General features: G+C 66.5%; 17 protein-coding genes. 10 read left to right on the top strand and 7 right to left on the bottom strand.

Features of this window, described 5'->3' with window-relative positions:
• Window positions 1-64: 64 nt before the first annotated feature.
• Together LOY45_RS14600 and LOY45_RS14605 are read left to right on the top strand one after the other, a co-directional pair.
• A complete protein-coding gene (locus LOY45_RS14600) occupies window positions 65-1,039 on the top strand; it encodes a quinone oxidoreductase family protein (protein WP_258577897.1) in 975 nt (324 codons plus the stop codon).
• An 18-nt stretch (window positions 1,040-1,057) separates the two neighbouring features.
• Window positions 1,058-1,981 (top strand): LysR family transcriptional regulator, encoded by a 924-nt coding sequence (locus tag LOY45_RS14605; RefSeq protein WP_115086855.1) that lies wholly within the window; start codon window positions 1,058-1,060, stop codon window positions 1,979-1,981.
• On the opposite strand, the gene LOY45_RS14610 is transcribed toward LOY45_RS14605, so the two are convergent.
• The 7 genes from LOY45_RS14610 to LOY45_RS14640 are packed head-to-tail and all read right to left on the bottom strand — an operon-like array spanning window position 1,978 to window position 10,291.
• The gene (locus LOY45_RS14610; RefSeq protein ID WP_258577898.1) at window positions 1,978-3,837 is read right to left on the bottom strand and encodes a dipeptide ABC transporter ATP-binding protein; all 1,860 of its coding nucleotides are present in this window, start codon (window positions 3,835-3,837) and stop codon (window positions 1,978-1,980) included. The two genes, LOY45_RS14605 and LOY45_RS14610, sit on opposite strands and share 4 nt — an antisense overlap.
• The gene (locus LOY45_RS14615; protein ID WP_258577899.1) at window positions 3,834-4,652 is read right to left on the bottom strand and encodes an ABC transporter permease; all 819 of its coding nucleotides are present in this window, start codon (window positions 4,650-4,652) and stop codon (window positions 3,834-3,836) included. The genes LOY45_RS14610 and LOY45_RS14615 overlap by 4 nt, the downstream gene beginning before the upstream one ends.
• A gap of 12 nt (window positions 4,653-4,664) precedes the next feature.
• Window positions 4,665-5,726: an ABC transporter permease gene (locus LOY45_RS14620; RefSeq protein WP_233674151.1), complete on the bottom strand. Its 1,062-nt coding sequence runs from the start codon at window positions 5,724-5,726 to the stop codon at window positions 4,665-4,667.
• The gene (locus tag LOY45_RS14625; protein ID WP_115086858.1) at window positions 5,719-7,290 is read right to left on the bottom strand and encodes an ABC transporter substrate-binding protein; all 1,572 of its coding nucleotides are present in this window, start codon (window positions 7,288-7,290) and stop codon (window positions 5,719-5,721) included. Before LOY45_RS14625 ends, LOY45_RS14620 begins: the two co-directional genes overlap by 8 nt.
• A 10-nt stretch (window positions 7,291-7,300) precedes the next feature.
• Window positions 7,301-8,476, bottom strand: coding sequence for an LLM class flavin-dependent oxidoreductase (locus tag LOY45_RS14630; RefSeq protein WP_134065130.1), 1,176 nt, complete (start codon window positions 8,474-8,476; stop codon window positions 7,301-7,303).
• Window positions 8,477-8,485: 9 nt separating this feature from the next.
• On the bottom strand, window positions 8,486-9,220 hold the full coding sequence (locus tag LOY45_RS14635; protein ID WP_115086860.1) for a class II aldolase/adducin family protein: 735 nt from the start codon (window positions 9,218-9,220) through the stop codon (window positions 8,486-8,488).
• A 12-nt stretch (window positions 9,221-9,232) separates the two neighbouring features.
• Window positions 9,233-10,291: an ABC transporter substrate-binding protein gene (locus LOY45_RS14640; protein ID WP_258577900.1), complete on the bottom strand. Its 1,059-nt coding sequence runs from the start codon at window positions 10,289-10,291 to the stop codon at window positions 9,233-9,235.
• Window positions 10,292-10,601: 310 nt separating this feature from the next.
• Here LOY45_RS14640 and LOY45_RS14645 point away from each other — a divergent pair, with 310 nt between their 5' ends.
• From LOY45_RS14645 to LOY45_RS14680, 8 genes are all read left to right on the top strand, one after another.
• Window positions 10,602-11,819 (top strand): acyl-CoA dehydrogenase family protein, encoded by a 1,218-nt coding sequence (locus tag LOY45_RS14645; RefSeq protein WP_258577901.1) that lies wholly within the window; start codon window positions 10,602-10,604, stop codon window positions 11,817-11,819.
• A 31-nt stretch (window positions 11,820-11,850) separates the two neighbouring features.
• Complete coding sequence (locus tag LOY45_RS14650) at window positions 11,851-13,620, top strand: ABC transporter ATP-binding protein (protein ID WP_115086863.1); 1,770 nt, start codon at window positions 11,851-11,853, stop codon at window positions 13,618-13,620.
• Window positions 13,613-15,457 (top strand): ABC transporter ATP-binding protein, encoded by a 1,845-nt coding sequence (locus LOY45_RS14655; RefSeq protein WP_115086864.1) that lies wholly within the window; start codon window positions 13,613-13,615, stop codon window positions 15,455-15,457. Before LOY45_RS14650 ends, LOY45_RS14655 begins: the two co-directional genes overlap by 8 nt.
• A 237-nt stretch (window positions 15,458-15,694) precedes the next feature.
• Window positions 15,695-16,849, top strand: a complete 1,155-nt coding sequence (locus tag LOY45_RS14660) for an LLM class flavin-dependent oxidoreductase (protein WP_258577902.1) — start codon at window positions 15,695-15,697, stop codon at window positions 16,847-16,849.
• Window positions 16,850-16,861: 12 nt separating this feature from the next.
• Window positions 16,862-17,902, top strand: coding sequence for an ABC transporter substrate-binding protein (locus tag LOY45_RS14665; RefSeq protein ID WP_258577903.1), 1,041 nt, complete (start codon window positions 16,862-16,864; stop codon window positions 17,900-17,902).
• A 30-nt stretch (window positions 17,903-17,932) separates the two neighbouring features.
• A complete protein-coding gene (locus LOY45_RS14670) occupies window positions 17,933-18,991 on the top strand; it encodes an ABC transporter substrate-binding protein (RefSeq protein WP_134065144.1) in 1,059 nt (352 codons plus the stop codon).
• A 475-nt stretch (window positions 18,992-19,466) separates the two neighbouring features.
• Window positions 19,467-21,710: a TonB-dependent receptor gene (locus LOY45_RS14675; RefSeq protein ID WP_258577904.1), complete on the top strand. Its 2,244-nt coding sequence runs from the start codon at window positions 19,467-19,469 to the stop codon at window positions 21,708-21,710.
• Between the two features lie 37 nt (window positions 21,711-21,747).
• Window positions 21,748-24,207 (top strand): TonB-dependent receptor plug domain-containing protein, encoded by a 2,460-nt coding sequence (locus LOY45_RS14680; protein WP_258577905.1) that lies wholly within the window; start codon window positions 21,748-21,750, stop codon window positions 24,205-24,207.
• Window positions 24,208-24,250 lie beyond the last annotated feature (43 nt).

The raw sequence follows: 24,250 nt of genomic DNA on the forward strand, positions 1-24,250 counted from the left end.
TTGCTGCGCCATGACCGGATCAATACCCTCGACCACACTCACACTGTGCTCCAGGAACCCGATCATGGTCATGCAAATCCGCCTTCAGCAAACCGGTGCCCCCGCCGTCCTGCACCTCGAACAGACCAGCGCGCAAGCACCCGGCCCCGGCGAGGTCTGGCTCGAACAGGCGGCCATCGGCGTCAACCCGCTGGACGTCAGCCAGCGCAAGGGCGATGTGCCTATCGCCCTGCCTTCGGGCCTTGGCCTGGAAGGTGCCGGAACCGTGGCCGCAATCGGCGCACAGATCACCGGGATCAATGTCGGCGACCGCGTCGGCTATGCCACCGGCCCGCTCGGCGCCTACGCCAGCGCCCGGCTGTACCCCGCCGAGCGCCTGGTCAAACTCCCGGACAATCTCGGCCTGGACGAAGCGGCCGCCCTGCTGTTCAAGGGCATCACCGCCCACTACCTGCTTCACAGCACCTACCCGGTCGGGCCCGGCACGCGGCTGATGATCTACGGCGCGGCAGGCGCGCTGGGTCAGCTGCTGGTGCCCTGGGCCAAACATCTGGGCGCGTTTGTCATCGGCGTGGTATCGAAGCCGCAAAGTGTCGCCCGCGCCCGCGCCTCCGGCTGCGATGAAGTGCTGGTGTTCGACGCCGCCACCCTCGCCGCGCAGGTGCTGGACGTGACCCACGGGCAAAAACTCGATGTGGTCTACGACCCGATCGGCCGGGTGTCCTTCGAGGCTTCGCTGGACAGCTTGCGGCCGCGCGGCCTGCTGGTGTCTTGCGGCATGGCCTCGGGCGCGCCGCCGGCCATCGAGCTCAGTACCCTCAACGCCAAGGGTTCGTTGTTCATCACCCGCCCGTCGCTGGCCGCGCACACGGCAACTGCCGGCGAGTACCAGCAACGTGCCGGGGAGGTGCTGGCGGCGGTGGCGACAGGTATCATTCGGCCGCAGATCTGGAAGCGCTATGCACTGGCCGACGCCGCCATGGCCCATGACGACATGCAACAAGGACGCTCACAGGGCGCGGTCATCCTGACGCCCTGACCTACCGAGGTAACCCCCATGGACCCGTTCGACAGTCGCCAGGCCGATGAGCTTGCCACCCTCCTGGCGTTGTTCGAGCAAGGCTCCTTTGCCGCTGCCGGGCGCCTGCTGCAGCGCCATCCCTCGGTGCTGTCCAAGCGCCTTGGCGCACTGGAGCAGCGCCTGGGTATTCGCCTGGTCGAGCGAACCACCCGCCAGTTGCGTTTCACCGATGAAGGCGCGCGGCTGGTAGAGCGCCTGCGCCAGGCCGCGAGCCTGATCAGCGAGGCCGAACGCGAAGCAGCCCAAGGCGCTACGCAGATTCGCGGGCGGCTGCGCATCGCCCTGCCCTCGTCCATGGGCCGCCTGTGGCTGAGCCCGCTGCTCGCCGAGTTTGCCCTGGCGTTTCCCCAGGTACAGCTGGAGACCGAATACGCCGAACGCTTTGTCGATATCGTCGCCGAAGGCTTCGATGCCGCGATCCGCATTGGCGAACTGGCCGACAGCCGCCTGGTGGCGCGCAAGCTCTGTGAGCATCGGCGCATCCTCTGCGCGGCGCCGGCCTACCTGCAACAGCACGGCCAGCCGCAGACACCGGCCGACCTTGCCAACCATAACTGCCTGGGGTTTACCGGGCTGCGCTCGTACCCGGAATGGCGCCTGGCCAGCCAGGGCCAGCAGCAGACGGTGAAGGTGCGCGGCTCGCTGGTCAGCAACGACAACGAAGCGCTACTGGCCGCCGCCCGCGCCGGGGTCGGCATCCTCGCCGGCGGTGACTGGCTGATGCAGCACGACCTGGACAGCGGCCGCCTGCTGCCGGTGCTGCCCGACTGGCAACTGGATGCCGACGCCGGCATTTACCTGGTGCGCCCGGGCGCCCGCTACAACAGTGCCGCGACCCTCGCCTTCAAGCAGTGGATCGAGGCGCGTTTTGCCAACGGCGCGCCCTGGCGCAGCCGCTAAAGCGCTGCTGCCAATCTCGGCGTATGGGCGAGCAGGCTCTGGGTGTAGCCGTCGACGGGCCGGTCCAGCACCTCATCCACAGGGCCCTGCTCGACAATCCGTCCTTGCTTGATCACCACCAGCCGATCGGCAATCGCCCGCACCACACCCAGGTCGTGGGTGACGAACACCAGGGTCATGCCCTCACCTTGCAATTGCTTGAGCAGGGCCAGGATCGCCGCCTGGACTGAAACGTCCAGTGCCGAAGTCACTTCATCGCAGATCAGCACGCTCGGTTCGCACACCAGCGCGCGGGCAATCGCCACCCGCTGGCGCTCGCCGCCGGAGAGGTGATGGGGATACTTGGCGGCCACCGAAACCGGCAAGGCCACCCGCTGCAGCGCCGCCTCGATACGCGCCCGGCACGCCTGGCCCTTGAGCTTGAAGAAGTGCTCCAGCGGTGCCTGTAGGCACTGGGCCACAGTCTGCCGGGGGTTCAAGGCCCGGTACGGGTTCTGGAAGATGTACTGGATGCGATGACGGGTTGTGCCGGGACGTTGCCGGGCCAGCAGGCTCAGCGGCTGGCCCTCGAAGCTCAGCTCACCGCTGGCATTGTCGCCCAGGCCTGCCAGGGTGCGGGCCAGGCTGGTCTTGCCCGAGCCAGACTCGCCGACCACTGCCAGGCATTCCCCGGCCTGTACTTCGAGGGCCAGGTCAAACAGCACCTGGCGGTCGTAGGTCAGGTTCAGGTTGCTGATCGCCATTAATGGCGCCTGATCCACCCGCGTCGCCCGTACCTGCAGCGCCGCTGTGGGCGCCGGCGCCTCAAGCTGTGGATGCAGGCAAGCCACTTGCTGATGGGGCTCAAGTGTTTGCAGGCCCGGCTCAGCCTGCTCGCAGGCCGCCGTACGCCGCGGGCAGCGTGGCGCGAAAGCACAGCCGTTGGGGCGCTGGCCCGGCGCCGGGGCATGGCCGGGAATCGCCTGCAGCGGGTGCTGGCGGGCAACATCCGGGATCGCCGCCAGCAAGCCCAAGGTGTAGGGATGGCTGGGACGGGCGAACAGCCGTTGGCGACTGGCGACTTCAACGATGCGCCCGGCGTACATGACCATCACCCGGTCGACCAGGTCCTTGATTACCGCCAGGTCGTGGGACACATACACCGCCGCCACGCCCTGCTCCTTGCACAGCCGGCGCAGGGTTTGCAGGATGTGCGCCTGGGTGCTGACGTCCAGTGCCGTGGTCGGTTCGTCGAGGACAATCAGCCGCGGGCGCAGGACGAACGCCAGGGCGAGCATCACCCGCTGCTGCTGGCCGCCGGACAGTTGATGGGGGAAGCGCCGCAGGAATTCCGCGTCGCCGGGCAGGCCGACGTCGATCAGGGTCTGTTGCAGGCGCTGTTGCTGCGCATTTTTTTGCAACTGCGGTTCATGGGCGTGCAGGGTTTCCAGTAATAAAGGCCCGATGCGCAGGGCCGGGTTCAGGGCTTGCGCCGGGTCCTGGGCGACATAGCCGATCAGCCCGCCACGGGCTTGGCGCAAGGCCTCGCCGCGCAGCTCGAGCAGGCTGGCGTCGGCGACCTGGATGCGGCCTGCGGCGATGCGCGCACCGCGCCGGGCATGGGCCAGCAAGGCGGTGGCCAGGGTGGTCTTGCCCGAGCCGGACTCACCGACCAGGCCGAGGATTTCGCCGGGGGCCAGGGTGAAGTTGATGTGGTCGATGATGTCGGCGCCAGTGTTGAGTTCAACCCGCAGGTTTTGCACTTGCAGGGCCGGCCTCTCGCTGGCAAGACCGGCTCCCACAGGTTCGGCAGCAGGCCAAGGATCCTGTGGGAGCTGGCTTGCCAGCGATGGGGCCAGTGGGGCATATGAGTTCATCGACGTTCTCCCGCGCTGTGCCGGGCAATGCCTTCGGCGAAGATATTGGTGCCGTAGGCGAACACCCCGATCAGCAGCGCCGGGGCCAACACCGCCCAGGGCTGGACCAGCAGGCCAGCCTGGTTTTCATTGATCATCAGGCCCCAGTCGGCGGCCGGTGGCGCCACGCCGTAACCCAGGTAGCTCAGCCCCGAGAGCATGCCGATGCCCCAGGTGAGCATGTTGCCAAAGTGCACCAGCAACGGCGTCAACACGTTGGGCAGTATCTCGCGCAAGAGGATGCGCGTGCGCGAGAAACCCATCATCTGCGCTGCCTCGACGAACTCCTGGCTGGCCACCGCCACCGCGCTGCCACGGGCCAGGCGGATCACCCCGGGGGTGAAGGCGATGGCCACGGTGAGCACGATCAGCCACGGCGCCCGGCCCAGCATCGAGACAATCAACAGCACCAGGATCAGGTCGGGAAACGCCAGCCAGACATCCGCCAGCCAAGTGATCGCCTGATCCAGGCGCTGGCGCGACAAACCGGCCAGCAGCCCCAGCACGGTACCGGCAATCAGCGCGATGGCGGCCGCCGCCAGCGACATCCACAAGATCGACAGCCCGCCATTGAGCAACCGCGACAGCACGTCATGGCCGAGAAAATCATGGCCCAGCGGTGCGTCGCCGGCGGGGGCGCCATACACCCCGCCCACCATGTCGGTGGGGGCATGGGGCGCCAGCCAGGGACCGACCAGGGCCAGGAGGACGATGGCCAGGGTCACCAGGCCGCCGCGGCGAATCTGTGGCTCACGCCACCAGCGTGCATTGAACATGGACTACTCCTCTCAAGGGGCTTTGGCCGCCGGGCGCCGCCACCAGCTCTGGATGCCGCGGCGGTTGCGCTGGATCAGCGTGGCGCGGCGGGCGGTGCGCAGTTTCGGGGTGAGCAAGACGGTGAGCAGGTCAGCCACCAGGTTGATCAGCACCACCCCCAGGGTGATGACCAGCACCACGCCCTGCACCAGCGGCAGGTCGCGCATCTGGATCGCGCTGTTGAGCTGGGTGCCGATGCCCGGGTAGCTGAAGATCACCTCGGCCAGCAAGGCGCCGCCGATCAGCGTGCGCAGGGTCAGGGCCACGCCCTGGATCGCTGGCACCAGGGCATTGGGCAAGGTGTGGCGCCAGACGATGCGCCATTCGGCGATGCCGCGCAGGCGCGCCGCGCTGACGTAGTCCGAGTCCAGCGCTTCGATCATCGAGGCGCGGACCATGCGCGCCAGGTACGGCAGCGACGACAGGCTCAGGGCGAAGATCGGCAGCAACAGGTATTCAAGCTGCTGCCACAGGGCTTTGTCCGGATCGAGGATCGACACCGCCGGCAGCAGGTTGACCTGGGGCATGGAGAACAGCAGCACCAGGCCGATGGCGAGCAGAAAGCCCGGCGTGGCCTTGAGGAAAATCAGCGCCGACAGGCCAAAGCGGTCCAGGCGGCTGTCGCGGCGCAGGGCCAGGCTGACGCCGATGCTCAAGGCCAGCGGCACCACCAGCACCAGCACCCCGGCCAGCAGCGCCAGGGTATTGCCGAAGCGGCTGAAGATGATCGCCGCCACCGGCTGGTTGGAGTCCAGGGAAACCCCCAGGTCGCCGCGCAGCACCTGGCCGAGCCAGCTGAAGTACTGCACCAGGATCGGCCGGTTCAGGCCCAGTTGCTCGCGCAGGGTCAGCACGCTTTCCAGCGGTGCCTCGGGGCCGAGGATGACCCGCGCCGGGTCCGAGGGCAGCGCCTGGGTGGCGATGAACACCACCAGGCTGATGACCCAGGCGGTGAGCAGGCCGTAGCCCAGGCGGCCGATGAACCACGGCAACCAGGCAGGGAGTCGGGAAGTGCGTGCGCAAGGTTCAGGCATGGTTCAACCACAGGCTGTCAAAGCGCCAGGAGGCGAAAGTGGTCTGTTCGCCGTGCAAGCCGCCGACCTTGCTGGAGGCGGCATCGAGCACGTCGGTAAAGCCCCAGATCAGCAAGCCGCCGCGCTGGTGCTGGATGGTCTGGGCCTCGTGCACCAGTTGCTTGCGTCGCTCAAGGTCAGGCTGGCCGAGGGCCTGGGTGAACAGCTCAGAGAAACGCTCGTCGCGAAAATTGCTGCGGTTGTAGATCGCCAGCGGCGCGTCGTTGTGCAGGCCGGTGGCCAGGAAGCCACGGGCCGGCGTGGAGCCTGGCGACATCAGCCACTGCTCTTTCTGCGGGCCGTTGAACACCGAGCTGTCCACCGGGGTGACCTTGACCTCGACCCCGGCCTTCTTCGCCTGCTGGGCGAACACCAGGGCGGCGTTGACTTCGTTGGCGGTGGTGGTCAGCTCGACCCGCAGGTCGCTGGCGCCGGCCTGGCGCAGCAGCGAGCGGGCCTGGTCGAGGTCATAGCCGCGCTGGGCAATGGCGTGGTTGTAGGTCGGGTCCTGCGGCGAGTACAGGTCGTTGGCGATGCGCCCGAAGCCATTGAGGCCACGGCCGATCAGCTCCTGACGATCGGCCAGCAGGCGGAAGGCCTGGCGTACCCGTTCGTCCTGGAACGGCGCCTTGGCGGTGTTGAGGTTGAAGCCGCTGAACGAAGTGCTCGGCGACACCACCAGTTGCAGCCGCGGGTCGGCCTTGATCAAGGCGCTGTGCTCGGCCTGCACGCCGCTGGCAACGTCGATCTGCCCGGCGCGCAACGCCGCAACCCGCGACACCTGGTCCTTGAATTCGATGATCTCCAGCTCGTCGGCATACGGTTGGTTGGGTTTGAAATAGTTCTCGAACCGGGTGAACAGCGCGCGCTGGCCCGGCACGAAGCTTTTCAGCCGGTACGGCCCCGCCCCCACCGGGTTGCTCACCGGGTCGTAATCGGTCGGCACGATGCCGCCGAAGGCGATCAGGGTTTCATCCAGCGGGAAGAAGCTGCGGCCCTGCTTGAAGCGGATCTCGATGGTGCGCTCGTCGAGCTTGCGCAAGGCCTGGCGGTCGATGGCGCCGACCAGCCCGGCAAACGGCGAGGCCAGTTTTGGGTCGGTCAGGCGCAGGATCGAGAACAGCATGTCATCGGCGGTGATGCTCTTGCCGTGGTGGAACTCCAGGCCCGGCTTGATGCGGATGGTCCAGGCGCTGGCATCGGCGTTGGGCTCGGCGAATTCGGCCAGGCCCAGGCGCGTGCTGACGTCGTCGTTCCACTCCCAGAACTTGCTGTACAGCGCCCAGCCGCGAATGATCCCGCCGCCAGACGGCTTGTGCGCATCGAGGTTGCCGGCCTGGTCGCCGTCGATGATGCCGACGCGCAGGCGCCCGCCACGCACCGGCTGGGTCGGCCGGGCGATGGCTGCGCCTGCGGCCGGTTCAGCACCGCCGCAACCTGTGAGCAGGCTGGAGCCGAGCAACAGGCCGCCACCGACGGCCAGGCTGTTGCCGAGGAACACCCGGCGGGAAAATTCGTTTGGCATGGGCAACTCCTTAAGCCGGTTCGGCAACCGTGCGCGCACTCAGGCGCGGAATGTCGAAACCGTGGTCCAGGTCGAGCAAGGGGAACAGCAGGTCGGCGACCCGGTGGGCTTCATCGATCAGCGGGAAACCCGAGAGGATGAACGCCGAGGTGCCCTGGGCTTCGTACTCGCGAATCCGTGCGGCCACCTGCTCGGCGCTGCCGACCAGGTAGGTGCCGGCCGCAGGACCGAGGATGTTGAAGCCGAACAGGCTCGGGCCGGTCCAGACGTTGGGGTAGATCTCAAGCTCGCGGGCCGTGGGCAGGCGGCCGTCGCGGATGCTCTGCACATTGCGCTGGATTTGCGGATTGTCGCTGCTGAAGGTCTCCAGGGTCTGGCCCGCAGGCAGTTGGCGTTCAATGGCGGCGCGGGCGGTTGCCAGCGAGGTCTGTTGCAGCAGCTTTTCAGCGTGGGCCCAGGCCTCTTCTGCGGTTTCGCGGACGATGATCTGCAGGCGCGTGCCGAAGCTCAGTTCGCGGCCGATCTTCGCGGCCTCTGCCGCTACCCGGCGGAACTTCTCGCCCAGCCTTGGCGGGGTGTCGGCGAAGCTCAGGTAGACATCCAGCAACTGCACCGAATGGGCCACGCCCGGGCCGGAAGTGCCCGCCCCCCACAGCGGCACGGAGGCGCGTTGTGGCGGATGCCAGCCGCCCAGCGGGTGACGTGCCGCCGCAGCCGGACGTGGCGCCAGCTTGACGTACTGGCCGTCAAAGCCTGCGGTTTCACCGGCATAAATACTCTGGAAGGCGCGCCAGTACTCCAGGCTGAACTGGTAGCGCTCATCGTGCGGGTAATGCACGCCCAGGGTGGCCAGGCCGGCGTCGCTGCCGTTGACCACGTTGAACAACAGGCGGCCGTTGGAGAACTCATCAAAAGTCAGCGCCCACTTGGCCAGTACCGCCGGCGATAACTCGCCCGGATGCTGGGCCACCAGAAAGCGCAGGCGCTCGGTGGCGTCGATCAGCGCGGCGGCCACCGCCAGGCTCTCGTTGGGGCTCGAGCCCAGCAGCGAGCCGTAATAGCCCAGGCGGTCGCTGGCCACCGCCAGTTGCTTGAGGTGGGCGAAATCGGTTTTCCAGCGTCCTTGCGGCTCCCACGGATAGGGACCATCGGGGCTGGTGAGGTACCAGAGAATTTTGACAGCCATGGTCTTTCCTCAGGCGCGAATGCGGTCGGTGGCGGGAATCAGGCCCAGCTCGTTGGCCTTGTCGATCAGCTTGCTCATCCGCCATTGCTGGGTGAGCACGCCCGGGCCGAAGGGCCGCGAGCCGCCGATGGCTTCGGCCAGCAGTTGCAGTTGCGCCCCCTCCTCCAGCAGCACGATGAACTCGGCGGTCGCGCGCAGGCCCTGCTGGCCCCAGACCGTGGCGCCACCGTTGGCTTCGAGGATGGCCGGGGTGAACGGGTTCTCGGCCAGGCGTTCGAGGATGAAATCCACCTCGTCCTGGCGCCGGTCGATGTAGGTCGGCAGCTCGCGGGCCAGCTGGAAGCGCTGCACCGGCACGTAGTTGAACGGCAAGGTACGCTGGGTCTGGGCCCAGGCACCGAGGTACGGCGAGTGCACATGCGACACCGTGGTGATCTGCGGTTGTTCGCGAAACAGCTTGGCGTAACGGCCCAGGCCACCCTTGCCCTGGCCATGCACCAGGTTGCCGGCCAGGTCGCTGACCGTGGCCTGCAGCGGCTTGCGGTACTCCCACGGCCCCGGGTAGTTGACCGATACCAGCAACTCGCGGCCCGGTACCCGTTCGATAAAGCCGACGGTGCCGTTGGCGGTGATGGTGTTGGTTTCACGGAACACGGTGAAGGCCTGGTCGGCCTCGTTGATCACCTGCTCGATGAAGGTGTTCAGCGCGGCATCGATCAGGTGCTCGGTAGTCAGTACGGTCATGGCATTGCTCCTTTAAGCGCGGGCGCGGCGTTCGGCCAGCAGTTGCTGGGCGGCTTGCAGTGGGCGCGGGTCGACCCAGTCGGCCAGGGCAAAATCGGCTTCGAGAAAGCCGTGCAGGTTGAGGAAGGTTTTCTGGATATCGAGAAACGCCAGGCGCTCGCTCGAGAGGTCCGGGGCCAGGGTGGTATGGAAGTCGCCGCGGTAGGCTTGATCGACGCCCTGGGCGCCGGCGCGGGTTTCGTCCTGAAGGATGCGCAGCAGGCCGTCGCGGTTGTCGCGGGCCCAGTCGGCGGCGCGCAGGGTCTGGGCGAGAAAGCGCACCACCAGGTCGAAGTGATCGTCGAGCATGCTCTGGTGCACGGTGATCGGCCGTGGCGTGCCGTTGTTGATGCGCAAGCGCGGGTCTGCGATCTGGTCCAGGTCGATCCCCACCACCAGGCCCAGGCGCCGGGCCGCATCGGCGGCGGCAGCGCCCTTGACGTAGACCGCATCGACCTCGCCGCGCACCAGGTAATCCAGGCCCGACCACAGACGCTGCAACCCCTGCTGCGGGGTCGGCGCATCGTCCTGGGATTGCAGCGCCACTTCCACCAGCTGGACATCATCGAAGCTCAGCCCGGCCAGGCTCAGGGCGCCTTTGTAGCCGTGCAGGCTCATGGCCCGGGCGATGCTGCCGGGGCGGTTGGCGCCCCAGGCCGGCAGGGCCAGACGCTTGCCTTTAAGGTCGGTGGCGCTGCGAATCCCTGAGTCGGGGCGAACCAGGATGGTCTGCCATTCCTCGATCCAGGTCAGGCCGATCAACCGGCTCGGGGCGCCAGCAGCGCGCGCCGCCAGGGCCGGGACATTACCGCCCTCGCGAAACAGCCCGGGCAGTTGGTGATCGTAGTGGTGATGGCCCAGCTGCCGGGCTTCCTGCAGGGTTTCCACCGGCAGGCCGTCGGCGGCGAACTCTGCCGTGAGCCAGCCCAGGGTGTAGGCGATACCGGAAGCGGTCGGCACCGGGCAGCGGGTGAACCAGAGTTGCTCCAGCGCCGTTGCGGTGGGCAGCGGCAAGGTGGCGGCGATTGTCATGGGCATGCTCCATCAAGCGGATCGAATCGGCCGGCTGGCCTTTGCCTGAGGTATTGCAGCGCCCGTGCCAACTCGGCAAAGCCCTGAATTCATTGGGCTTTGCGCCTTTGCTTGAAGGTTGACTGCTGATCTGCCAGCAGTGCTGGCGCAGCCCTGCTGCTGCCAGAGCAACAATCGGCAGCCGATTGCTGCCCCAGCAACACCCGCCTTCGGCAAATTCGGCGTAAGCCTTGCTGCACGGGGCTTTGCGGCCACTGGCACAGAACCTGCTCAAGGCCCTGGGTACCCGTTCATTCAAGGAAGCCCTATCGTGAGTACCCTGCCCCGTCGCCTGCACAGCCCCGCCCAGGCCATCGCCGCGGCCCATGAGATTGCCGAGGAAATCGCCGCCCTCGCCGCCGACCCGTTGCTCAACCGCGAACTGCCCCGGCGCCAGGCGCAGTTGCTGTCCGACAGCGGCATCACCGCCATCGGCGTGCCCGCGGCGCTGGGTGGCCTTGGCGCGTCGGTGGCGACGATCGTTGAAACCGTGCGCATCGTCTCCCGCGCCGACGGCGGCGTCGGCCAGTTGCTGCAGATTCACAACGTCATGCTGCGCGGCGTGCTCAGCGGCTATCCGGACGAAGTGCGCGATCGCGTCGTCAGCGACGTGCTGGCCGGCAAACGCCTGGGCAATGCCCTGGCCGAGGTCGGTGGCAAGAACAAGTTCGCCCTCAAGACCCGGGTCGAGCGCCGCGCCGACGGCAAGCTGATCCTCAACGGCAGCAAGTTCTACTCCACTGGCTCTTATCTCGCCGAGTGGATCTCGCTGACCGCCGCCAGCGATGACGGCGGCGCCGGCGTGCTGCTACAGCGCGACACGCCCGGCCTGACCCTGGTCGACGACTGGGACGCCTTCGGCCAGAACAATTCGGTCAGCGGCACAGTGATCTTCGACAACATCGAACTGGACGAGCGCTACGTGCTGCGCCGCCAGGGCCCGATGAAGCGCACCGGCCTGACCTTCCCGCAGATCCTCCACGCCGCCATCGACACCGGCATCGCCGCCGGTGCCCTGCAGGCCGGCATCGACTACCTCAACCAGCACGCCCGGCCGTGGGTCGAGAGCGAGGTGGAACGGGCCAGTGACGAGCCGCATATCATCCGCCAGATCGGCGAGTACGCGGTGGCCCTGCGCGCCGCCGAATCGTTGCTGCGCGACGCCGCGCGGACCTTCGACGCCCATGAGCAGGACCCGGACAACAAGGCCCTGCAAGATGAGCTGATCCTTTCGGTGGCCACCGCCCGTGCCCATTCCGATGGCGCTTCGCTGAAGATCTCCAGTGACATCTTCTCGCTGCTCGGTGCCAGCTCCTCCTTGAGCAAGTGGAACCTCGACCGCTTCTGGCGCAACGCCCGGGTGCACACCACCCACGACCCGATCCGCTGGCGCCTGCACCACGTCGGCAACTACTACCTCAACGGCATCGACCCGGGCGAATACACCGCCATCCTCAATGCCAAGCAAAAGGCCGGCGCCAGCCGCTGAGCACACACTTTCCTTCTGCCGCGAGTCCTTCATGAGCCCTCGACACCCGCTGCTGCGCAGCCTGGCGATCTACCGCGAAATGCCCTGGCGTTTCGCCCTGGTCGCCGGGCTGTTCGTTTCCATCAACCTCGGGCTGGTCTGGCAGCAATGGCTGATCGGCCACGCCCTCAACGACGTCAGCGCCGGCACGGCGGTGCAGCGCCTGGCCGATGGCAGCCTCGACGGCCAGCGCGCCTGGGGCTGGTTCTGGCTTATCCTCGGCGTGGCCCTGGGCCGGGCGCTGTTGCAGTACGCCGCCGCCATCGGCTCGCTGATCCTTGGCCAGGCGTTGCTGACGCGCCTGCGCGAGCGCCTGCTCGAACAAGTGCTGCGCCTGCACCTGGGTTATCACTGGCAACACGGCATGGGCGAGATGGTCACCCGCACCACCCGCGATGCCGACAAGGTTCGCGATGCGCTGGTGAGCTTCTGGCGGCAACTGGTCGAAACGCCGCTGGTGATACTGGCCACCGTCGGCCTGCTGGCCTGGTACGACCCGTTGCTGGCACTCGGGCCGCTGCTGCTGACGGTGGTCGGGGTGTGGATTTTCGTGTTGCAGACCGAGCGCCTGGTCAACCTCGACCGCGCGGTCGGCGCCGCCTACGACCGGGTCAACCAGGACCTGGCCGAAGGCATTGGCGCGGTGCGGGTGATCAAGTCGTTCGGCCTGCAGGCCCAGCGCATCGACGGCTTCGAGCGCCAGGTTGTGCAGTTCAGCGCCCTGGCGCGCCAGGCCCTGGCCTATGCCAGCTCGCGGATTCCGCTGCCGCAGGCGGTGGTGGCGCTGGGGCATGTGTGGATACTCGTGATCGGTGCACGATTGGTCGCAGAAGGCCGGATCGGCATTGGCGAACTGGTGACCTCGCTGCTGATCGCCACCACCCTGGTGTTTCGCATCGAAGGCGTAGGCCGGGTGATGCAGACCTTCGCCGACGCCCGCGCCTCGGCCGGGCGTATCTGGCAGTTGCTGGATGCACCGGCGCTGATTGTCGGGGGGCGTCAGCGCCTCCCCGAAGGACCGTTGGGGCTGAAGCTGGAAAACGTCAGCGTTGCCGCCCCCGGCGGTGGCCAGGCGATCCTGCGCCACTGCTCTTTCCAGCTGGCGCCGGGTGAAACCGTCGCCCTGGTCGGCGCCACCGGCACCGGCAAGAGCCTGCTGGCAAGCCTGCTGCCGCGCCTGAGCGACGTTGCCGGGGGGCGTGTACTGCTGGGCAATCCGCAGTCAGGCTGGCAGGACATTCGCGAACTGGACCTGAGCGACCTGCGCCGGCGCGTGCACGTACTGCCCCAGGAGAGCTTCCTGTTCGCCGACAGCCTGGCCGCCAACCTGCGCCTGAGCGCACCCGGCGCCAGCGATGAGCAACTGCTCCAGGCCCTGCACCAAGCCGCCGCCGAGGATATCCTCGAACGCCTGCCCGATGGCCTCGACAGCCCGCTCGGCGATCGCGGCGTGACCCTCTCCGGCGGCCAGCGCCAGCGCTTGTGCCTGGCCCGGGCATTGCTCGCAGCGCCCGCCATCCTCTGCCTGGACGACGCCACCAGCGCCCTCGACGCGCACAGCGAAGGCCGGGTGCTGGACAACCTGCGCCGGCAACCACAGGCCACCACCCTGCTGTTGATCGCCAGCAAGGTTTCCACCGTGCAACGCGCCGACCGCGTGCTGCTGCTCGACAACGGCGCCATCGCCGACAGCGGTACCCATGCGCAACTGTTGCAACGCAATCCGACCTACCGTGACCTGCTGGGGATCGACCATGGCTAAGCCACTGCCGGGCAACGCCCTGAGCGATATCGAAATCGAAGAACTGCTGGCCAAAAAAGCCCTCGACCGCAGCATGTTCCAGCGCCTGCTGCCGTTGCTGCGGCCGGTGCGCAAGCAGATCGCCTGGGTGATTGTCCTGGAGCTGGTGCTGGTGTTCACCGTGTTCCTGCGCCCCTGGTTCGTCCGTGAACTGCTCGACCGCGGCCTGATCCACGACGGCAACCGCTGGCTGCTCGACCAGCCGCTGGTGCTGTGGTTGGGGTTGGGTCTGGCGGCCAGTTGGCTGGGGCGCTTTTTGCTCGCCGGGGTGTCGCAGTACATTGCCGGCAGCGCCGCCATCGGCGTGCTCAACCAGTTGCGGGTGCGGGTGTTTGCCCATGTCCAGGCCTTGAGCGTCGGCTACTTCGATCGCACCCGCGCCGGGCGCATCATTTCCCGCGCCGACCGCGACGTCGATGCCCTGGAGCCGCTACTCATCCAGGGCCCGCCCGAGCTGCTCGGCGCCCTGCTGCGCTGTAGCCTGGCGGCCGTGATGCTGTGGCTGATCGAACCGCTGTTCTTCTTCAGCCTGATCGGTAGCGTGCCCTTGCTGCTGGCGGCGACCTGGGCCTTCAAACGCATCGCCCAGCGCAACTGGGCGAAGGTCGCCGAACAACGCAGCCGCTTTACCGCGCACCTGGTCGAGAGCGTCAGCGGCGTGCGCCTGTTGCAGCAGACCGGCCAGCAAGCGCCGAACCTGGCGCGCTACCAGCAGTTGCTGCACGCCTTCAACAACGCGCTGATCGTCGGCAGTTTGCGCTCGGGCTGGTTCGCACCCTTTACCGCCCTGCTTACCGCGGCCGGCATGGCGGTGCTGGTGCTGGTCGGCGGCTACAGCCTGGCCGCGGACACCGTCACAGTCGGCCAGGTGGGCGAGAGCCTGTTCTACGTGATGCTGTTCCTGGGCCCCTTGCAAGAGCTGACCGACCTGTTCGAACGCTATGCCACCGGTTCCGCCTCGGCCCAGCGGATCTTCCTGTTGCTCGACACGGCGCCGCAGATCCTCGACCCGCTTGAGCCGGTTGACTTGCCCCGGGCCCGTGGCGAGGTGCATTTCCAGCAGGTGCGTTTTGCCTATCTGCCACAACCCACCCGCCCGGTGATCGACGGCCTCGACCTGCACATCGATGCCGGTGAAGTGCTGGCCATTGTCGGCCCGTCCGGGCATGGCAAAAGTACCCTGGTGCAATTGCTCACGCGCTTCTACGAAGTCGACCAGGGCCGCGTGACCCTGGATGGCGTCGATATCCGCCAGCTCAGCCAGCAGCAACTGCGCCGGCATGTAGGCGTGGTACTGCAGGACAACGTGTTGTTCAACGGCAGCATTCTCGACAACCTGCGCCTGGCCGCACCTGCTGCTGATGATCAAACCCTGATTGCTGCGGTGCGCGAGCTCGGTGCCGACGAGGTGCTGGAGCGCCTGCCGCATCGCTACGACACCCAGGTCGGGCCGCTGGGCAGCCACCTGAGCCAGGGCCAGCGCCAGCTGGTGTGCCTGGTGCGCGCCTACCTGGCCGACCCGGCGGTGCTGGTGCTCGACGAGGCCACCTCGGCGGTCGATGTGCACACCGAGCGGCGCATCCAGCGAGCGCTGCGACGGCTGTGCGAGGGGCGCACGGCGATCATCATCGCCCACCGCCTGGCGACCATCCGCGATGCCGAGCGGATCGTGCTGATTCGCGAGGGCAAGCTGGTGGAACAAGGGCCGCATCAGCAGTTGCTGGAAAAGGGTGGCGAATATGCAGCGCTGTACCGGCGCTATCAGCACAGTGCCGAGTTACAGGGGGAAGCTTGCTGACAAGCAGGAAGGCTTTGCCTTCCATCGCCGGCAAGACCGGCTCCCACAGTGGATCTGTGTACACCAAACCTGTGGGAGCTGGCTTGCCAGCGATGCTGTTGTGCTGCAACCGCCGCAGCCACTGCTGACCGATTGCTGCCCTGGCAACACCCCTGCCCTCAACCCCCGGTGATTCCGGGCCCGCGCGGCGTGGCATGGGCGTTGCACCTCTGTCCTTACATTCACCGAGGAACAGCCATGAGCACCGAATTCTTCTGGCGTCTGCCCCTGGGCACCGACGGCCCGCAACTGAGCACCGACAATCACAACCGCGGCAGCTTCAGCCGCACGCCCGGGCATATCGCCCCCGGCCTGCTGCAGGACGGCAGCGCCGACGGTTTCACCTACATCGACTACATCGCCCAGGTGGCCAAGGCCGCGGAACTTGCAGGCTTCGAAGGCGCGCTGTTGCCCACCGGCCCCGAGCCGTGGATCGCCGCCGCGGCCCTGGCCCGGGAAACCCGCCGGCTGCGCTTTCTGATCGCCTTCCAGGCCACCTGGACCCTGCCCGCCTACGCCGCCCAGCAGGCAGCGATCCTCCAGCACCTGAGCCACGGGCGCCTGGACTGGAACATCATCACCGGCGGCAACCCGGCCAGCCAGCGTGCCCAGGGCGACTTTCTCGACCACGACCAGCGCTACCAGCGCACTGGCGAGTTCCTCGACATCATCCAAGGGCTGTGGAACAACGAACGCTTCTCCTACAACGGCAACATCTACCGCCTGGAGAACGGCGCCCTGCCGCCGCACCTGGGCAACGAACGCAAACCCGGCGTGTACTTCTCCGGTTTCTCCGACCCGGCGCTGGACGTGGCCGCCCGTCACGCCGATGTCTACCTGAACTGGGCAGAGCCTGTTGAGCAGCTCAAACCGCATATCGAACGGGTGCGCGAACTGGCCGACAAGCAAGGTCGCACGGTGCGTTTCGGCCTGCGTGTCGACCTGTTCGCCCGTGAAACCGAAGACGCCGCCTGGCGCGACCTGCGCCGCCAGTTCGACAAACTCGACGGCAAGCCCAGCACCCTCTCCAAGGCCTTCACCAGCACCAGCGACTCGGTCGGCGGCGCACGGCAAACGGCCTATCACCAGAACATCCAGCGCTTCGACGACCTGATCATCGGTCCCAACCTCTGGGCCGGATTTGCCAAGGCCAAGCCGGGGCCGACCGTGGGCCTGGTGGGCAGCCACGAGAACATCGCCGAACGCCTGGCCGAATACCGCGACGCCGGCTTCTCGACCTTCATCCTGGCCGGCAACCCGCACCTGGAAGAGGCCCTGCGCATCGGCCAGGAGGTGCTGCCGCTGGTGCGTCAGGCGCCGGTCGCCAGCCTGCCCCTGACCGCCAGCGCCTGACCGGAGCCTTTCATGAACACACCCCTCGATACCCTCTGGTACACCCGCTGCCCGGTGCCCACGGGCCTGGGCATCGCCGTGCAGCAAGGCTGGCTGCAGGACAGCCTGCGCACCCTCGGCACCCAGGTGCAATCGATCCGCGAAGCCGACGATGCTGCGGTGCGCGAGTCGCACTTCGATCACAGCCTGCGCCATTCGGTGCGCCATGGCGGCAGCATTCCGGCGATCTGGGCCCGCGCCCAGGGCCGCGCCACGCGCCTGATCGGGCTGTCCTGGGCCGATGAGGCGCAGTTGATCCTGACCCGTGCCGACAGCGGCATTCACAGCATCAAGCAACTGGCCGGCAAGCGTTTCGGCTTGCCCGACCGCGCCCGCGCGCAGATCGACTTCACCCGCGCCCAGGCCCTGCGCGGGCTGGAGAACGCGCTGAAACTCGATGGTTTGCAGGTCGGCGACCTGCAACTGGTCAACTACCGCTACGACAGCGGCTTCAGCGACAGCCCGGTGCGCAACGTCGCCGGCAGCACAGTGGCCAGCAGTGAAGAGGCGCGCAACCTGGAGCTGATCGGCCTGCTGCGCGGCGAAGTCGACGCGATCTTCCTCAAAGGCGCCAGCGCCGTACAGCAGGCCCATGATTTCGGCCTGCGCACGCTGCTGGATGTTGGCGCCCACCCCGACCCGCTGATCCGCAGCAACAACGGTACGCCGCGCACCCTCAGCGTCGATCAGGAACTGCTCGACCAGCACCTGCCGGTCGCCACCCAGGTGCTCGACAGCGTGCTGCGCGCCGAAGCCTGGGCCCACCAGCACCCCGAACAGACCCGCCGCTACCTGGCCCTGGAAACCAACAGCAGCGAGTACTGGGTCAGCCGCGCCTACGGTGAAGACGCCCACAAGCGCCTGCACACCGCCCTCGACGAACAAGCCATCGCCGCCCTGCAGGACTTCGTTGCCTTCCTGCAGCGCTGGCGCTTTATCCGCACGGCGTTCGATGTACGCCAATGGATCGACCGCCGCCCCATGGACGGGCTGCATACCGCACTGGCCGGCTAACCGGCCACCAGACAAGGACTAGAACCGACGATGAGCACACCCCTCGACACCCTCTGGTACACCCACAGCCCGGTGCCTACCGGCCTTGGCATCGCCGTGCAAAGCGGGCGCCTGGCCGAAGCCTTCCAGCCCCTGGGCACCTCGATCCAGTCGCTGCGCGAATCCAGCGAACGCGAAGTGCGCGAAGCCCATTACGACCATCACCTGCGCAACTCGGTGCGCCACGGCGGCAACATTCCGGCGATCTGGGCCTACGCCAGCGGCGTGCAGACCCGCGTGCTGGGCCTGAGCTGGGCCGATGAGGTGCAGTTGATCCTGACCACAGAAGACAGTGGCGTGCGCACTGTGCGCGACCTGAAGAACCGCCGCTTCGGCCTGCCGAAATGGGCCAACGTGCAGATCGACTTCACCCGCGCCCAGGCCCTGCGCGGGCTGGAGAACGCGCTGAAGCTCGAAGGCCTGAACGTCGCCGATGTCGAGCTGGTCGACTACCCCTATGGCGGCACCCACAGTGATGAGCAGGTCACCCATGTGCATGGCGCCGCGGTGACCCTCGGCGTCAACCGGGTCAGCCGCCGTAACAACGAGCTGATCGGCCTGCTGCGCGGCGATATCGACGCGATCTTTTTGAAAGGCGCCGCCGCCCTGCAACTGGCCCACGAGTTCGGCTTGCGGGTGGTGATCGACACCGGTTCCCACCCTGACCCGCTGATTCGCTCGAACAACGGCACGCCGCGCACCCTGACCGTGGATATCAACCTGCTGGAGCAGCACTTCGGTGCCTGCAAGCGCATCGTTGATGTGTTGCTGCGTACCGAGCAGTGGGCCTGGGCCAATGCCGATGAAACCCGGCGCTACCTGGCCCGTGAGTTGAATACCAGCGAGTACTGGGTGGCGGCGGCCTATGGCGAGGATGCCCATCGGCGCTTGCGCACCACGCTCGATGGGCGCTCGATCGAGGCGTTGCAGGACTTCACTGACTTCCTGCATCGCTGGGACTTTATTCCGCGACGTTTCGATGTGCGTGAGTGGATTGATTTCAGGGTGCTGGAGGCGGTGATCGGCTCCACTTCGCGGGTCGCGACCTGAGGCTTTTTAGGGCTGCTTTGCAGCCCATCGCTGGCAAGCCAGCTCCCACAGAGGTCCTGCAATCACCACACTTCTGTGGGAGGCGGACTTGCCGGCGATCGAGCGCGAAGCGGTCGTAATTAGGCCGACACCTGATGTACTGGCTGGACCGGACTCATCGCTGGCAAAGCCAGCACACACAGAGGTCCTGCAATCACCCACTTCTGTGGGAGCCGGACTTGCCGGCGATCGAGCGCGAAGCGGTCGTAATTAGGCCGACACCTGATGTACTGGCTGTACCGGACTCATCGCTGGCAAGCCAGCTTCCACAGGGTTGGCGATTGCTGCTGGAGCAACAGGCATTCCACAGCGCCCTGCTGGATAGCTAGCAATCACTCACCAAAAAACCGATAAAACCCTTTAAATACAGTGCCTTACAAACATGGCACAAACCCTGCTCTATCCCTTCAACTGCACATCCGGGGAGACCAGCAGCATGCACACACTTAACCCAATCGCCAAAGGCATCGGCCTGAGCATCCTCCTGGCCAGCCAGTCGGAACTGCTCAGGGCCGAGGACGGCACCAGCAGCACACCGGCCCTGAAGACCGTCACGGTCACCGCCCAGCACCGCGAAGAAACCCTGCAGGAAGTACCTGTTGCGGTCACTGCCGTGCAAGGCACTAGCATCACTGCCGACGGCGTGCGCGCCATGGGCGACATCACCACCTTCATCCCCAACGCGTCGGCGAAGAACCCCGACGGCGACGGCCGCCCGCGCTGGTACATTCGCGGCCTGGGCACCGGTGACACCGGCGCCGCCACCGTCTACCCGGTGGGCATCTACGCCGACGACGTCTACCTCAATGCACCGGTGGCCGGCGGCGGCCCGCTGTTCGACCTGGAGCGCATCGAGATCCTGCGCGGCCCGCAAGGCACCCTGTACGGCAAGAACACCACCGCCGGTGCGGTGAACATCATCTCCAAGAAGCCGGGCTTCGAGACCGACGGCTTCGGCACAATCGGTTTTGGCAGCAAGAACGAGCGCATCCTCAGTGGCGCCATCGGCGGCGCCCTGGTCGATGAACGCCTGGCGGCGCGGGTGTCGCTGTACTCAGAAGAGCGCGATGGCTTCACCCATAACCTGACCAACGACCAGACCTACGGCGACGTCAACAAGAAAGCCGTACGCGTGCAGTTCCTGGCCAAACTCAACCCGGACCTCGAAGCGCTGTGGAAGATCCACGGCCGCCAGTTCAAGGGTGATGGCAGCAGCGGCTCGCTGCCCCTGGGCCGTTACTACAACGTCGGTTACCAGCGCCCGGAAGGCCGGCGCATCGAGCTGAACGTCGATGAAGATGCCAAGCTCGACCACAACGGCACCTCGCTGACCCTGAACTGGGACATCGGCGACTACACGCTGACCTCGATCAGCGCCTACGACTACATCCGCAACCAGCAGCTCAGCGACGCCGACTACACCCCCTATGAAGTCAACGGCGCCGCCGACAGCGACAACCGCTACGACCAGTATTCCCAGGAATTTCGCCTGGCCTCGCCGCAGCAGGAAACCCTGCGCTGGATGCTCGGCGCCCACTACTTCCACGAAACCCTCGACAGCAGCGCCCTGCGCACCGTCACCCCGGGGCCGACTCCGAATGGCACTGGTTCCAACCAGACTGGCGGCGTGGTGGACTTTCGCGACCTGAGCTACACCCACAAAACCGACAGCTACGCGCTGTTCGGCAACCTGGCTTACGACGTCACCGACAACCTGACGGTGACCGGCGGCCTGCGCTGGACCACCGAGAAAAAGGACATCGACCTGGACCTGGTGCAACTGACCCGCGCCACCGCCAACGGCCCGCTGATCCCGCTGACCGCCAATGGCAGCAACGGCTCCCAGGAAGAAGCCAAGCGCTGGGATGCCTGGACCTACGACCTGACCCCCGAGTACCGTATCAACGACAACCTGCGGGTGTTCTTCCGCTACGCCCATGGCTTTCGTTCCGGTGGGTTCAACACCGGGCTGTCGACCAGCCTCGCGCAGTTGACCACGGTCGATCCGGAAGAGCTGGACGCCTACGAGCTGGGGCTTAAATCCGAATGGCTCGACCATCGCCTGACGGTCAATGCCAACCTGTTCTACTACGACTACCAGGACATCCAGGTCAACCTGCTGACGGTCAACAACGGCATCCTCACCACGGCGCTGACCAACGGTGCCAAGGGCAAGGTCAAGGGCGCCGAGCTCGAAATCGAGGGCCAACCAACCGACGCCCTGCACCTGCGTGCGGCGCTGTCGTTCCTCGACACCGAATACACCGACTTCAAGAACACCAACCCCACCACCGGCGCGGTAACCGCCGACTACAGCGGCAACAGCTTCGTCCGTTCACCACGCTACGTGGTGTCGCTGGGGGGCGACTACACCATCCCGCTGGAAGTCGGCGGCAAGCTGGTGGCCGGTGCCGATGTCAGCTTCCGTGACCGCGAGTACTTTCTCGCCGATCGCCAGAGCAGCGCCGACCAGCCCCTCAACCAGCCGCACTACACCCTGGCCAACACCCGCCTGACCTGGTTCAGCCCGGATGAAAAACTCAGCGTCACCGGCTTCGTCAACAACCTCACCGACCGCCGCTACCAGGTCCACGGCCGCCCCAACGGCACCGCCGGCCAGTACGTAATCACCTATGGCGACCCGCGCACCGTGGGCCTGAGTGTCACCAGCCGGTTCTGATCGCTGCACCTCTTTCGCCTTACAGGAGTCCGTTGCCATGTTCCGACCTACCTCCAAGGCCAGCGCCATCGCGCTGGTCATCGGCGGCTTCGGCGCGCCCGACGTTTACGCCCAGGCGCCGGGCGCCAGCGACAGCAAGCTCGACACCGTGGTGGTGGTCGGCACCCGTCGCAGCGATGTCACCGCCCTGGAGAGCGCCGCCCCGGTGGACGTGCTCAGTGCCGAGCAGTTGCAGGAAACCGGCGCCCAGGATTTGTCCGGTGCGCTCACCGCGCTGTCGCCGTCGTTCAGCTTCCCGCAGTCGCCACAAGGGGCCTTTGCCGGCTCCATCGCCCAGGGCGCTTCATTGCGCGGCCTGGCTTCCGACCAGGTGCTGGTGCTGGTCAACGGCAAGCGCCGGCACAGCAGTGCCAACGTCACCCGCCAGGGCCTGGCCAACGGCCGCGGTGCGGCGGCGGTGGATTTGAGCCTGATCCCGCTGAGCGCCATCTCGCGGGTGGAGATCCTGCGTGACGGTGCTGCCGCCCAGTACGGCTCGGATGCCATCGCCGGGGTGATCAATATCGTGCTCAAGGAGAACGACGCCGGCGGCAACATCGGCTATCGCTTTGGCGGCTACGCCAAGGGCGACGGCCTGCAGCGCAAGCTCAGCGGCTGGAAGGGCCTGGCCCTGCCCAACGATGGTTTTCTCAACCTGAGTTTCGATGCCGGCAGCCAGGACCCGGCCAGCGACACCCGCCCGGACAACCGGATCTTTTACCCAGGCTCCACCAGCATCAACAGCGAGCGCGAACAGAACAACCGCTACCGCACCTGGAACTGGGGTTCGGGCAATGTCTCCGACCAGTACAACCTGGTGGCCAACAGCGAGATCGGCATCGGCGATGGCCTGACCGCCTACGGCTTTGCCACCTACGCGCACAAGAACACCGACGCCGAAGGCTTCTTCGACCCGCCGACAACCCTGCGCAACAACTACGGCAGCGTGGCCCTGCAGCGCTACCCGGACGGTCGTTTGCCGATCACCCGCTACAACCTTGAAGACTATGCCGTGACCGGTGGCGTGCGTTACGAAGACGAGCAACTGGGCAAGTTCGACCTGGCGGCCAACTACGGCAACGACACGCTGAAGTCCACCGACCGCAATGCCATCAACCCCAGCTGGGGCAACGCCAGCCCGCAGAAGATCTACACCGGCGAGCGCGAGAACGAACAGACCAACCTGACCCTGGACTGGGTGCGCGACTTCCCCACCGACCTGCTGGCCAAGCCGCTGACCCTGTCGGCGGGCCTGGCCTGGCGCAAGGAGCACTACAGCCTGAGTGCCGGCGAAGCGGCTGGCTGGCAGAACGGACCGCTGTTCAATACCCTCGATCCACTGAGTGGCCGGCGCATTCCCGGTTACTACTCAGGCATCACCCAGGTCGATGCCGCGTCGCTTGAGCGCAAGGTGTTCGGTGCCTATGTCGATGTCGAAGGGCAGATCACCGACAAGTTCCAGGCCGGGGTTGCGGTGCGTTCCGAGCATTATTCGGACTTTGGCGACACCACCAACGGTAAGCTGTCGCTGCGCTACGACTTCACCCCGCAAATCGCCGCACGCGGCAGCATCAGTTCCGGTTACCGCGCGCCATCGCTGGTGCAGAGCGGCCTGTCGTCGTTCAGCGTGCAGGTGGTCGAACAGCCTTCAGGCAGTGGCAACTGGGTCGAAGTGCAGCAGCGCACCCTGCGCGCCGACAGCCCGGAGGCGGCTTTGCTCGGTGGCCGCACGTTGAAGCCCGAGGAGTCCACCAACCTGTCCCTGGGCCTGGTCTGGCGCCCGCTGAACAACGCTTCGGTGACCCTGGATGCCTACCGCATCGACATCGACAACCGCATCACCCTCTCCGACCAGTTGCCGAGCAACGTGGTCGGGCCGATCTTTGCCGGCACGCCCTACGCCAACATCCAGAGTGCGGCGTTCTACACCAACATCGCCGACACCCGCACCGATGGCGTCGAGCTGGCCGGGCAATACCAATGGGACCTGCAGCGGTTCGGCCGGCTCAACCTCAACGCGGGCTTTGCCAAGACCCGCACACGGATCACCGAGCTGCGCGATGTCGGCGGTATCAGCGGCGAGCAAATCGTCGGCCGCGCCACCCAGGGCCTGATCGAACACGGCACACCGGAAGACAAGCTGACCTTGAGCGCCAACTGGCTGTATGAGAACTGGGGCGTGACCCTGACCCAGCGCCGTTATGGCGAGTGGCAGAGCCTGAACAGCAGCAACCCGAACCTGGACCAGACCTTCAGCCCGCAGTGGATCACCGACCTGGACCTGAGCTATAGCTTCGATCAGGGGCTGAAACTGTCGGTGGGCGCGATCAACCTGTTCGACAGCCATCCGGACAAGCTTGAAGGGCCGCAGTTGTACGGGGTGCCGAAGTATTCGATTACGTCGCCGGAGGGGGCGCAGGGGGCGTTTTACTATGCGAGTGTCAGTTATGACTTTTGAGGCTTGAAGACCGCCATCGCTGGCAAGCCAGCTCCCACAGGTA

The sequence above is a fragment of the Pseudomonas wadenswilerensis genome (genome assembly GCF_024749185.1).
In the GTDB taxonomy this organism is placed as follows: domain Bacteria; phylum Pseudomonadota; class Gammaproteobacteria; order Pseudomonadales; family Pseudomonadaceae; genus Aquipseudomonas; species Aquipseudomonas wadenswilerensis.

Excerpts from the sequence above, each read along its gene's own strand:
- LOY45_RS14600 (WP_258577897.1), top strand. The coding sequence starts at position 65 with ATGGTCATGCAAATCCGCCTTCAGCAAACCGGTGCCCCCGCCGTCCTG.
- LOY45_RS14605 (WP_115086855.1), top strand. The coding sequence starts at position 1,058 with ATGGACCCGTTCGACAGTCGCCAGGCCGATGAGCTTGCCACCCTCCTG.
- LOY45_RS14610 (WP_258577898.1), bottom strand. The coding sequence starts at position 3,837 with ATGAACTCATATGCCCCACTGGCCCCATCGCTGGCAAGCCAGCTCCCA.
- LOY45_RS14615 (WP_258577899.1), bottom strand. The coding sequence starts at position 4,652 with ATGTTCAATGCACGCTGGTGGCGTGAGCCACAGATTCGCCGCGGCGGC.
- LOY45_RS14620 (WP_233674151.1), bottom strand. The coding sequence starts at position 5,726 with ATGCCTGAACCTTGCGCACGCACTTCCCGACTCCCTGCCTGGTTGCCG.
- LOY45_RS14625 (WP_115086858.1), bottom strand. The coding sequence starts at position 7,290 with ATGCCAAACGAATTTTCCCGCCGGGTGTTCCTCGGCAACAGCCTGGCC.
- LOY45_RS14630 (WP_134065130.1), bottom strand. The coding sequence starts at position 8,476 with ATGGCTGTCAAAATTCTCTGGTACCTCACCAGCCCCGATGGTCCCTAT.
- LOY45_RS14635 (WP_115086860.1), bottom strand. The coding sequence starts at position 9,220 with ATGACCGTACTGACTACCGAGCACCTGATCGATGCCGCGCTGAACACC.
- LOY45_RS14640 (WP_258577900.1), bottom strand. The coding sequence starts at position 10,291 with ATGACAATCGCCGCCACCTTGCCGCTGCCCACCGCAACGGCGCTGGAG.
- LOY45_RS14650 (WP_115086863.1), top strand. The coding sequence starts at position 11,851 with ATGAGCCCTCGACACCCGCTGCTGCGCAGCCTGGCGATCTACCGCGAA.
- LOY45_RS14655 (WP_115086864.1), top strand. The coding sequence starts at position 13,613 with ATGGCTAAGCCACTGCCGGGCAACGCCCTGAGCGATATCGAAATCGAA.
- LOY45_RS14660 (WP_258577902.1), top strand. The coding sequence starts at position 15,695 with ATGAGCACCGAATTCTTCTGGCGTCTGCCCCTGGGCACCGACGGCCCG.
- LOY45_RS14665 (WP_258577903.1), top strand. The coding sequence starts at position 16,862 with ATGAACACACCCCTCGATACCCTCTGGTACACCCGCTGCCCGGTGCCC.
- LOY45_RS14670 (WP_134065144.1), top strand. The coding sequence starts at position 17,933 with ATGAGCACACCCCTCGACACCCTCTGGTACACCCACAGCCCGGTGCCT.
- LOY45_RS14675 (WP_258577904.1), top strand. The coding sequence starts at position 19,467 with ATGCACACACTTAACCCAATCGCCAAAGGCATCGGCCTGAGCATCCTC.
- LOY45_RS14680 (WP_258577905.1), top strand. The coding sequence starts at position 21,748 with ATGTTCCGACCTACCTCCAAGGCCAGCGCCATCGCGCTGGTCATCGGC.